At 62.9% G+C, this 9,828-nt stretch carries 12 protein-coding genes and 1 pseudogene; 6 read left to right on the top strand and 7 right to left on the bottom strand.

Annotated elements, in window-relative coordinates:
- The 5 genes and pseudogenes from ACP5E6_RS11000 to minC all read right to left on the bottom strand — a co-directional run.
- Positions 1 to 284 (bottom strand): annotated as a pseudogene (locus ACP5E6_RS11000) (cisplatin damage response ATP-dependent DNA ligase); the annotation flags it as partial.
- A 166-nt stretch (positions 285 to 450) separates the two neighbouring features.
- Positions 451 to 1,491, bottom strand: a complete 1,041-nt coding sequence (locus ACP5E6_RS10995) for a ligase-associated DNA damage response exonuclease (RefSeq protein WP_427954294.1) — start codon at positions 1,489 to 1,491, stop codon at positions 451 to 453.
- A gap of 68 nt (positions 1,492 to 1,559) precedes the next feature.
- Positions 1,560 to 1,820 (bottom strand): cell division topological specificity factor MinE, encoded by a 261-nt coding sequence (gene minE, locus ACP5E6_RS10990; RefSeq protein ID WP_427954285.1) that lies wholly within the window; start codon positions 1,818 to 1,820, stop codon positions 1,560 to 1,562.
- A complete protein-coding gene (gene minD / locus ACP5E6_RS10985) occupies positions 1,817 to 2,632 on the bottom strand; it encodes a septum site-determining protein MinD (RefSeq protein WP_427954284.1) in 816 nt (271 codons plus the stop codon). Before minD ends, minE begins: the two co-directional genes overlap by 4 nt.
- A 10-nt stretch (positions 2,633 to 2,642) precedes the next feature.
- Positions 2,643 to 3,380 (bottom strand): septum site-determining protein MinC, encoded by a 738-nt coding sequence (gene minC / locus ACP5E6_RS10980; protein WP_427954283.1) that lies wholly within the window; start codon positions 3,378 to 3,380, stop codon positions 2,643 to 2,645.
- 281 nt (positions 3,381 to 3,661) lie between these two features.
- Here minC and ACP5E6_RS10975 point away from each other — a divergent pair, with 281 nt between their 5' ends.
- Positions 3,662 to 4,960 (top strand): MgtC/SapB family protein, encoded by a 1,299-nt coding sequence (locus ACP5E6_RS10975; RefSeq protein ID WP_427954282.1) that lies wholly within the window; start codon positions 3,662 to 3,664, stop codon positions 4,958 to 4,960.
- Positions 4,961 to 4,973: 13 nt separating this feature from the next.
- Here the strand turns inward: ACP5E6_RS10975 and ACP5E6_RS10970 are convergent, their stop codons facing one another.
- Together ACP5E6_RS10970 and ACP5E6_RS10965 are read right to left on the bottom strand one after the other, a co-directional pair.
- Positions 4,974 to 5,696, bottom strand: a complete 723-nt coding sequence (locus ACP5E6_RS10970) for an anti-sigma factor (RefSeq protein WP_427954281.1) — start codon at positions 5,694 to 5,696, stop codon at positions 4,974 to 4,976.
- The gene (locus ACP5E6_RS10965; RefSeq protein ID WP_427954280.1) at positions 5,693 to 6,235 is read right to left on the bottom strand and encodes a sigma-70 family RNA polymerase sigma factor; all 543 of its coding nucleotides are present in this window, start codon (positions 6,233 to 6,235) and stop codon (positions 5,693 to 5,695) included. The genes ACP5E6_RS10970 and ACP5E6_RS10965 overlap by 4 nt, the downstream gene beginning before the upstream one ends.
- 358 nt (positions 6,236 to 6,593) lie before the next feature.
- Here ACP5E6_RS10965 and ACP5E6_RS10960 point away from each other — a divergent pair, with 358 nt between their 5' ends.
- The 5 genes from ACP5E6_RS10960 to ACP5E6_RS10940 all read left to right on the top strand — a co-directional run bounded on the left by ACP5E6_RS10960 (position 6,594) and on the right by ACP5E6_RS10940 (position 9,780).
- A complete protein-coding gene (locus tag ACP5E6_RS10960; RefSeq protein ID WP_427954279.1) occupies positions 6,594 to 7,598 on the top strand; it encodes a DUF3034 family protein in 1,005 nt (334 codons plus the stop codon).
- A 32-nt stretch (positions 7,599 to 7,630) separates the two neighbouring features.
- The gene (locus ACP5E6_RS10955; protein WP_427954278.1) at positions 7,631 to 8,065 is read left to right on the top strand and encodes a group I truncated hemoglobin; all 435 of its coding nucleotides are present in this window, start codon (positions 7,631 to 7,633) and stop codon (positions 8,063 to 8,065) included.
- 39 nt (positions 8,066 to 8,104) lie between these two features.
- On the top strand, positions 8,105 to 8,374 hold the full coding sequence (locus ACP5E6_RS10950; RefSeq protein ID WP_427954277.1) for a hypothetical protein: 270 nt from the start codon (positions 8,105 to 8,107) through the stop codon (positions 8,372 to 8,374).
- Between the two features lie 123 nt (positions 8,375 to 8,497).
- Complete coding sequence (locus ACP5E6_RS10945) at positions 8,498 to 8,965, top strand: Fur family transcriptional regulator (RefSeq protein WP_427954276.1); 468 nt, start codon at positions 8,498 to 8,500, stop codon at positions 8,963 to 8,965.
- Positions 8,962 to 9,780, top strand: coding sequence for a GNAT family N-acetyltransferase (locus tag ACP5E6_RS10940; protein WP_427954275.1), 819 nt, complete (start codon positions 8,962 to 8,964; stop codon positions 9,778 to 9,780). Before ACP5E6_RS10945 ends, ACP5E6_RS10940 begins: the two co-directional genes overlap by 4 nt.
- Positions 9,781 to 9,828 lie beyond the last annotated feature (48 nt).

Raw genomic sequence — 9,828 nt, 5'->3', positions numbered from 1 at the left:
GCCTCGATCGCCGCCTTCGGCCAGATCAGCGCAATCGCCTCGGCCAGATCACCGACATAATCATAGGACAACGCGAATAACTCAGGGTCCGCCCGCGTCGCGACCAAAGCCCGCAACACCGCAGGCTTCGCGCCGGGAAAATCGAGCTTACCGGCAATCGCCGCCAGCGCATAACCCCGCTCGGGGTCTGGCCTTGTGCCGAAATAATCGGCGAGCAGGGCGATCTTGGCGTTGCGGCCCTGGGTGTAGAGCAGGCGCTCCAGAAGGTCGGCGAAGGCTTTCATGGAAGCATAGGCAAGGTAAGGTTAAGACTTCTTTTTGTGAACAAAAAGAAGCAAAAAAACTTTGTTAATTTGGGTTCGTGCCGGTGAAAGCGCCCGTGACCCAGATTAACAAAAGTTTTTTGCTTCTTTTTTACAAAAAAGAAGGACTTCCCTTCACTTCCCTGCCTCACGTATCTTCCCCCTCGTCACCATACCCGATCAAACTCAGCGCCCGACCGCGCCGGCCCATCAGACCAAGCTGATAGATCAGTGCGGTTTCGTTGCCATGGGTGACCCAGATTTCCGGGGCCTGCACATCAATTACGGTGGCGAGTAGTTCGTCCCAGTCGGCATGATCGGAAATGATCAGCGGCAGTTCGACCCCGCTCGCTTTGGCGCGCTGGCGCACCCGCATCCAGCCCGAGGCGACCGCGACGACCGGATCATCGAGCCGCCGGGCCCAGCGATCCGCCACGGCGGAGGGCGGTGCCACCACCACCGCCCCGCGCAGTGCGGCTTTATCGGCCACCGTTGCAGGGCGCAGATCGCCGAGGTCGATCCCGAGTTCGCCGTAGAGCGTGCAGAGTTTCGCGAGCGCACCGTGCAGATAGATCGGCGCATCGTAGCCGGACGCGCGCAGCAGCGCGATCACCCGCTGCGATTTGCCCAATCCATACGCGCCGATCAGATGCGGCCGTTCGGGAAACACGCGCATCGAATCGAGCAGTTTGGCGATTTCCTTGGCGGTGTCGGGGTGGCGGAACACCGGCAGGCCGAAGGTCGCTTCGGTGACGAACACGTCGCACACCACCGGCGCGAACGGCGCACAGGTCGGGTCGGCGCGGCGCTTGTAATCGCCGGACACCACGGCGCGGCTGCCCTGATACTCCATCACCACCTGGCACGACCCCAGAACGTGACCGGCGGGAACCAGGGTGACATCGACGTCGTTGATGCGGAGGATTTCACCCGGGGCGAGCGGCTGCTGGGTTGCCCCCGCCCTGTCATCACCGAGGCGGCTGCGCATGATCGCGAGGGTTTCGACGCTGGCAAGCACATGCCGATGCCCCGGCCGCGCGTGATCGGCGTGGCCATGGGTGATGATGGCGCGATCGACCGCGCGAACCGGATCGATGAAGAAGCCGCCGGGGATGCAGAACAGGCCTTCAGGGCGGGGTTGGAGCCAGGTTTCGGGGTGTGGTGCCACCGCAAATAAATGGATGATGATGGCGCCCAACGCCAGGGGTCAGCCCGGCGAGGACTTCATGCCGGAGCGATTCGGCCGTTGCGACCGGATCAATGCTTCAGGGCGACGGCTTCTGGCATCTCGATGTCGATTTCCAGGGTGGAGATCGTGCCGTCGCGGTCGAGCTTGACCTTGACCTTTTCGCGGTCGATCGTGATGTGCTTGGCAATCACCGCCAAAATCTCCTCGCGCAGGATCACCGCGAGATCGGATTTGCCTGACAGCGACCGCTCATGGGCAAGCAGCAACTGCAACCGTTCCCGCGCGACCGGAGCCGTGCGCGCGCGGGTGAAGAAACTGAAGATGCTCATGCGACCTTCCGTCCGAACAGCCGGCTCATCAGACCCTTTTTCTCGACCGGCATGGTCACCTCGATCGTCTCGCCCAGTAAGCGCCGCGCCGCCTCGGCATAGGCCCGGGCCGGGCCTGACAGCGGATTGTGCAACGTGACCGGACAACCGACGTTCGAGGCCTTCAGAACGTCCTCGCTGTCGGGGATGATGCCGAGCAGGGGTATCGCCAGAATTTCCAGCACATCCTCCACTTTCAGCATCTCGCCCCGCGCCGCGCGGCCGGGATCGTAGCGGGTGAGCAGCAGATGCTTCTCCATCGTTTCACCGGCCTCGGCCCGTGCCGTTTTTGAATCAAGCAATCCGATGATGCGGTCGGAATCGCGCACCGAGGAAACCTCCGGGTTGGTCACCACGACCGCCATATCGGCGTGACGCATCGCAAGCGTTGCCCCCCGCTCGATCCCGGCGGGGCTGTCGCACACGATCCAATCGAACTTCTCGCGCAACTCGTTGATCACCCGCTCGACCCCCTCGGGGGTCAGCGCATCCTTGTCGCGGGTCTGCGAGGCCGGCAGAAGTGACAGCGTCTCGACCCGCTTGTCGCGGATCAGGGCCTGCGCCAGCTTCGCATCGCCCTGCACCACATTGACCAGATCGAAGACAACCCGGCGCTCGGCCCCCATGATCAGATCGAGGTTACGCAGACCGACGTCGAAATCGACCACAACGACATTCTTGCCCGCCTGCGCGAGTGCGGCACCTAAGGCGGCGGAGGAGGTCGTCTTGCCGACCCCGCCCTTTCCCGATGTAACGACCAGAACCTTCGACATATCGTGCTCCCTAATCCAGCGCCGCGAGGCGCAATTCCTTGTCGTCCAGCCAGATCTGCACCGGTTTGCCCTGCAATCCGACACCCCAGTGATCCGCCGTGCGATACAACCCGTCGATCGCGAGCAGTTCCGCCGCCAGCTTGCTGCAAAAAATCCGTGCCTCCGCGCCGCCGAGCAACCCGGCCACCGCCCTGCCACGCAACGTGCCATAGACATGGATCGAGCCGCCCGCGATGATCTCGGCACCGGACGAAACCGGCCCGATCACCGTCACATCGCCCTCCTCGAACACGACCGACTGGCCCGATCGCACCGGCCGATTGACCAGAAGCGACGGCCGCCGCGCCGGTGCCGGCGCCGGTTCGACCGGTTCGACCGCCGTTGGCGCCACGGCTTCCGGCACATCGATGAATTTGTCGGGCTTACCCTCGCGTCCGGGGGCTGCCAGCGTGGCGCCGAACCACGGTGTGCCGCGCAGCGCGGCCATCTCGACTCCCTCGACCCCGATGATCCGCAGATCCCGCGCCTCAAGCGCGGCGAGCACGGCGGCGGGATCCTCATCCGACCCGGCCATCGCCGCCAGATTGACCACTACCGGCCGATCGACGAAAAATCCGGCCGATCGCGCCATCTGCTGATCGAGCGCGGTTAGCCATGCCTCGAACGGCGACTCAGGCACCACGATCAACGCCATGAACGAACGGCCGCGAATTCGGATGGTGGGAAGCGGGTTTATCGTATTTGACACGATCAGCACGTAGCGTTCAGCGTGTCCGTGCGTCAACAACGGAGTGAAGAAACCGCAAGGTGTTTGAAAAAGAACCTTGAATTTCAAGCATCGTTTCGATCAGGCGCGCGCAGCGCCGCGGTGCGTGCGATCTGGCGCGACTCGGAAGCGCGGCGCTGGACAGCGTGGCACGGCATCCCCATCCTGGGGCGGTTTTGTGTCACTGGCGTTTTGATGTAAGCCAATATCATCGATTTTGCCTGAATGGTCTCGCGGCGAGGTCCAACCCTGATGCGGTGACAATGACACTTCCCCCCCTCACGCCCCGGATCGTGTCCTGGCTTCTCCTGATCGGCCTGAGCTTCTTTTTTGGTCTCGCCTTCGAGGAATTTCACGCCCGCGCGCATCAGAAGAGGCCCGGAGGGATTCGCAGCTTTCCGCTGCTCGCCATCATCGGTGGTCTGCTCTACCAGATCGACCCATCGCCGCCGTGGCTCCTGGGCGTCGGGTTTCTCGGGCTGAATGCGTGGCTCGGCCTCTATTATTGGCATGGCATGGCGGAGGTCCAGCCGGACGGGCTGCCTAACGTCGGGCTGATGGCGCCGATCTGCAACAGTCTTGCCTTTCTGATCGGTCCGGTCGCGATTGCCGGGCCGGCGTGGCTGGCGATCGGCGTCACCGTCGCGGGCGTGTTGCTGCTGACCGCGCGTGAAACCCTGCACCGGCTGGCCCAGCGCATCGAGCTTGCGGAAATCGTCAATGCCGGGCGGTTTCTGCTGCTCACCGGCCTGGTGCTGCCGCTACTGCCGGATCGGCCGGTGACCAGCCTGACGACGATCACCCCCTATCAGGTCTGGCTCGCCATGGTTGCGGTGAGCACCGTGTCGTACGGCAGTTATCTGCTGCGCCGCTATGTGGTGCCGAATGGATCGGGGCTGCTGGTCGCGTTTCTGGGCGGGATCTATTCCTCGACCGTCACCACCATCGTGCTCGCCCGCCGCGCCCGGACCAATCCTGAAACCCGACGCGAGGCGCAGAGCGGCATCGTGCTCGCGAATGCGGTGATGTATTTGCGTCTGCTCATCGTGATCGCGTTGTTCGATCGTGCCATGGCGCTCGCCCTGGCACCCTGGATGGCCGGACTCGCCCTTGCCGGCGCGGCAATCGCCCTCGGCTGGTACTGGTATGACGCCAGGGTCGCATCGCCGGCGCCGCCGATCGAACCCGTCGCCAACCCGCTCGGCATCGGCACGGCCCTCACCTTCGCGACCCTGTTCGTCGTGGTCTCGATCCTGGCCGCGTTCGTGATGCGCCGCTTTGGCTCCGGCGGCGTTTATTCACTGGCTGGGATCATCGGTGTCACCGACATCAATCCCTTCGTCCTGAGCCTCGCACAGCACAGTATCGGCGCGATTCCGACCTCGGTCCGCGCCGCCGCCGTGCTGATCGCGACGTCATCGAACAATGTGTTCCAATCGGCCTATGCCAGCGCCTATTCCGGGGGAAAAACCGGCAGCCCGCCCGTGGCGGGGTTGCTCGTGCTCGCGGCTGGCGGTCTCGCGGCGGCTTATCACCTCGCGACCCTCACGGGTCATCCCTGACGGCGGTCACGCCTCAGGCGCCAGCGCCGAGCGGGAGGATGGGGCCGGAAAAGACGATCGGCGTGTCGGGCTGGCCGGTTGGTGACCCGCCGGGGGGTTCGATCGTGACGGCGATCAGGATTTCGGGTTTGCGCAGATCGGCCGGCATCCGATCGGGCGGCAGGGTGGTCCCCGTTGCCGCGACGAAGCCGATCGGCACCGGCTTTTCACCGCCGGCCACCGCCCAGAGTTGCCAGACCTTGCCCGGCGGTGGTTTGACGTGACCGACCGGGGCGATGCTCATGGCACCGTCGCGGCGCAGGGCGAGGGTGAACACCGGCCCGGCCTTGCCGGACAAAACCGCGACCATGCGCGGCGCGGCGGGCGGATGCGGCCGCAGGAGGACGAGGGCAAGGGCGCCGGCGATCGCCAACCCGCCGATGCCGCGCCAGACCGCGATACTGTTCCAAAGGGTTTCGCGCCAGGCCGCGCGAGGGGGACGCGCGGCCGGCAGGGCGGCCGGGGCGTCGTGCGGGGTGAGGATTCGTTCGATCTCGCGCCAGATTGTCGGCGCGGGTTGCACCGCCGGGATGGCGAGGGAGAGCGGCAGCAGGCGTGATTCCCATGCGGCGACGTCGCTCGCCAGCACCGGATCGACCGCCAGATCGGCCTCGAATGCGCTGCGGTCCTGGCCGCGCAGCAGGCCGAGCACGTAGAGACCGGCGCGGTCGGGCGATGGGGGCGTTTCGTCACTCATCGTTCAAGACATTTCTTCAGCGCATCGAGGGAGCGGACGATCCAGCTTTTGATCGTCCCCAGGGGGGTGTTGGTCAGGGCCGCGATTTCGCTGTGCGAATACCCCTCGACATAGGAAAGCATGATCGAGCGTTGCCAGTGTTCGGGCAGTTCCTTGATGCAGCCGGAGAGGGCGTGACTGTCTTCGAGACCGACCGGGACTTCAGCCGCGACATCGGGCAACTCGTCGGTGCCGGTGTGGTGGCGTTCGGTTTCGAGACGATCGAGGGCGCGATACCGCAGGATGCCGATCATCCAGGCTTTCGGGGAGCCGCGCGAAGGATCGAACCGATCGGCATTGCGCCAGATCTGCAGGAAGGCTTCCTGCAGGGTTTCCTCGGCATGGGGCCGGTTGCGCAGCAGACGCAAGGCGATACCGAGCATCGTGGGGGCCATGGTGTCATAGAGGGCGCGCAACGCGAGCGGGTCCCGGTTGGCGCATCGGCGCAGCAGCGCCGTGAGGTCATCATGGACCGCCGGACCCGCCACGGCTTCGCTCAAACAGAATAATCCCGAGACATCGCGCATCTTGTAGGTGACTACACCGGGTCAGGCAATCCGGATGCGGCGCCGGCGGCCAGAACCGCGATCTGGCCGGCCGGAAAAAAACGCCGCCCCTGCATCCGATCGCGTCGTGGCACCGTAGTAGGGGTGAGATTATCGGTTTTGGATGTCGTAACTTCGATAATTGTTGTTTATCTGTTCCTTAAATTGTAAGCTTTACTGTGAAATCTGCAATCTTTGGCGATAGAACTTGATGAATTAGAATGTAACAAACGTCGTATTCTCAGGTTATTTTTAATATGCGATATTAGATATTTTTCTGTCAAAACGAGTAACTTTATAACAGGAGGCTGGCATGGAAACTGTCCCGTTGAAACAAGGCTTGACTGGATCAGCGGCACTGGGAAGCGTCGCGCTGCTCACGGCTGGTCTGATGGCGATGGCGCCGCAGGCGCAGGCCCGCAGCGGCATGTTCGCCGAGGGCGGCCTGAACGCGACCGGCGGCGTCACCTCGATCACGGGGGTTGCGGGCGGTGGTTTGAACCCGCTCGCGTTCATCGGCGGCTATGAAACTGACGATCAAATCGGCGGCACGGCGTTCTACACGCATGACATCGCGGGAAGCTACGCGTTGAATGCCGGCGGTGCGCTGATCGGGATCGACAATCGCGTCGAGATTTCGGTCGCCCGGCAGGATTTCGATCTGGGCCGTCCCGGTAATTCGCTTGGCCTCGGCTCGAATTTCAACCTGGCTCAGAATATTTTCAGCGTGAAGGCACGGCTGATCGGCAATGCCGTTTACGACCAGAATTCGCTGGAACCGGTGGTTTCCGTGGGCTTGCAATATCACGAAAACGTCAGCGGTGCGTATCCCGGCTCCGGGCGCAACATCGTCGATGCGCTGGGCAGCCACGCCAGCGGCACCAATTTCTATCTCGTTGCGACGAAACTGTGGCTTGACGGGTTGTTCGGCCATTACACGGTGGTCAGCGGCGGTCTGAACGTCACCAATGCCGATGATGAAGGCTTGCTCGGCTTTGGTGGCACCCCTGCGAGCGGTCACTATAAATCGGGCTATCACGTCGAGCCTTTCGTGACGGCGGCGTATTTTCTTGATCGCGACGTCGCGGTCGGTGGCGAATATCGCGATCAGCCTCGTTTTCCGGTGGGTGGCGCGCTGGACCTCAATCAGGGCGGCGCCTGGAAGGATCTGTTCGTCGCCTATTTCCCGAACAAAAATCTCTCGATCACGGCGGCCTATGTCGATCTCGGCACGATCGGCAGTGAATTGTCAGGCGGCAATATCGTTCCCGTCAAGAATTCGGACGGGCTGTATCTGTCCCTCACCGGTTATTTCTGATCGCATCAACCCGTTCTATTGGAGCACGACGAATGAACAAGTTACGTCTCGCAACCATGATCGGCGCCACGGCGCTATCGATCGGGGCCGCGACCATGACGCCGGCTTATGCCACAAGCGATGACTACCAGGCGTTCGGCGGTCATGCCGGGGTCACCGCGCTGATCAATACCTTCGTCGGCAATGTCGCCGGGGACAAGCGGATCAATTTCTATTTCGCGCACACCAATATCCCGGCGCTGAAAGCGGCATTGGTGGCGCAGGTCTGCAATCTGGAGGGGGGCGGTTGCCCGTTCGACATGAGCATGCGCGCGATCCATGCTCACATGGGCGTGACCCAGAACGCCTTCAACGCGCTGGCGGAGGATATGATCCGTGCGATGGATACCGAACAGATCCCAACCGCGGCACAGAACAACCTCCTCGCCAAGCTCGCGGCAATGGAACCTGAGATTGTAACCAGATAGTATGCCGGGCGTTTTCGTCTCGCAGCAGAGGAGGTTACCATGACGGATCACACGATCGATCGGCGGGCGTGTCTGAAGGGGGCGCTGCTGGGCGTGACCGGCACGATGCTGGCAAATGCCGGGCTGCGCTCTGCCCAGGCTTCGAGCAAGGCAACCAAGGCGCAGGCCGGCTATATCGATCATCCCGCACCAGGTGGCGCGAGATGCACGACATGTACGAACTACATCCCGGCCGGTTCGATGTGTCAGCAGGTTGCCGGCGTGGTCTCGCCGAACGGATTCTGCAACTATTACGTGCCTAAATCCTGAACAATCCCGCGTGACCGTTACGCCGGTCACGCGTGGTTCCGGGGGTTTCACCCGGTCCGGTCCGACCACCTGCGTGATCGATAAGGCTGGACCGGGCTGTTCAGATGGTTCACAAGGCGCTTGATGGAGAGCCGGATCGAGCGTCTGTGCGTGGCCCGCGGGCTCAAGATGACCGGCCCCCGCCGGGTCATTGCACGCATCCTGTCCGAAGCCAACGATCACCCCGATGTGGATGAGCTGCATCAGCTCGCGCACACGCTCGATCCCCGGATTTCACTTGCGACGGTCTATCGGACCGTGCGGTTGTTCGAACTGCACGGTATTCTTGAGCGGCGCAATCTGGGCAGCCGTCGGGCGCGGTATGAAATGTCGGGCGAGCGGGACCATTTCCATCTGATCGATCAGGATAACGGCAAGGTCATCGAGTTCGATGAGCCGGAAACCGAGATCCTGATGCGCCGGGTTGCCGCGCGGCATGGGTTTGACTTGGTATCGCTCAAGATCGAGTTGTTCGGGCGTAAAATCCGTGCCGATGCACAGACGCCGGACGATGGCGAGGTCGGCGCGCTTGTGAAAACCGCCGCACGATGATCCCGGACACGACACTCGGCCCGGTCACGCTGGCGCCGACGGTGCCGTTCGAGGAGCTGCGCGCCGGAAATCTGGGGGTGCGGCTGGCGGTGACCGCCGATGAGATCGATGCGGCCCAAGCCTTGCGTTTTCGCGTGTTCTACGATGAACTGGGCGCAAAGCCGGATGCGGCGACCCTGCGAAGCGGGCGGGATCGAGACCGGTTCGATCACGTGGCCGATCATTTGCTCGTGCTCGATCATGATATCGCCGATGATGCGCGCGGCGTGGTCGGCACCTATCGGCTGATCCGCCAGGAGGCCGCGGCGCGGATCGGGCGGTTCTATTCGGCTGATGAGTATGATCTGGCCGTCCTCGAGCGATTTCCCGGCCGTTTGCTGGAATTGGGACGATCGTGCGTCGATGTCGCCTATCGGTCGCGCGCGGTGATGCAGCTGTTGTGGCGCGGCATCGCGGCTTATGTGTTTCAGCACGATATTCAGCTGATGTTCGGCTGCGCCAGCCTGCTGGGCACCGATCTGGACGTTCTGGCCCCGGAACTGACCTATTTGTATGATCAGCATCTGGCGCCTGAACCGATCCGGCCGCGGGCCGTCCCGGATCGCTACGTCGATATGCGAAGGCTCGATCCGGCCTCGATCGAGCCGCGCCGCGTGTTGGCCGGATTGCCGCCGCTGATCAAGGGTTATCTGCGGCTTGGTGGATTCGTCGGCGACGGCGCCGTGATCGACTGGCAGTTCAATACCACCGACATTGCGGTGGTGGTGCAGACCGAGCTGGTGACCGAGAAATACTATCGACATTATGCACGCTGAATGCGACACCTGTGCCCATGGAGACGGGTAGGCCCGTCTTGGTTTTGT

Origin of the sequence: Acidiphilium sp. (assembly GCF_049977125.1) — a bacterium.
Lineage (GTDB): Bacteria > Pseudomonadota > Alphaproteobacteria > Acetobacterales > Acetobacteraceae > Acidiphilium.
Note: the sequence above shows the minus strand (reverse complement) of the source record. Positions and strands in the feature narration are given on the sequence as shown.

What these genes read in the sequence shown, in the direction of transcription:
- ACP5E6_RS10960 (WP_427954279.1), top strand. Translation starts at nt 6,594, where the DNA reads ATGGAAACTGTCCCGTTGAAACAAGGCTTGACTGGATCAGCGGCACTG.
- ACP5E6_RS10975 (WP_427954282.1), top strand. Translation starts at nt 3,662, where the DNA reads ATGACACTTCCCCCCCTCACGCCCCGGATCGTGTCCTGGCTTCTCCTG.
- ACP5E6_RS10940 (WP_427954275.1), top strand. Translation starts at nt 8,962, where the DNA reads ATGATCCCGGACACGACACTCGGCCCGGTCACGCTGGCGCCGACGGTG.
- minE (WP_427954285.1), bottom strand. Translation starts at nt 1,820, where the DNA reads ATGAGCATCTTCAGTTTCTTCACCCGCGCGCGCACGGCTCCGGTCGCG.
- ACP5E6_RS10945 (WP_427954276.1), top strand. Translation starts at nt 8,498, where the DNA reads ATGGAGAGCCGGATCGAGCGTCTGTGCGTGGCCCGCGGGCTCAAGATG.
- minD (WP_427954284.1), bottom strand. Translation starts at nt 2,632, where the DNA reads ATGTCGAAGGTTCTGGTCGTTACATCGGGAAAGGGCGGGGTCGGCAAG.
- ACP5E6_RS10950 (WP_427954277.1), top strand. Translation starts at nt 8,105, where the DNA reads ATGACGGATCACACGATCGATCGGCGGGCGTGTCTGAAGGGGGCGCTG.
- ACP5E6_RS10970 (WP_427954281.1), bottom strand. Translation starts at nt 5,696, where the DNA reads ATGAGTGACGAAACGCCCCCATCGCCCGACCGCGCCGGTCTCTACGTG.
- ACP5E6_RS10955 (WP_427954278.1), top strand. Translation starts at nt 7,631, where the DNA reads ATGAACAAGTTACGTCTCGCAACCATGATCGGCGCCACGGCGCTATCG.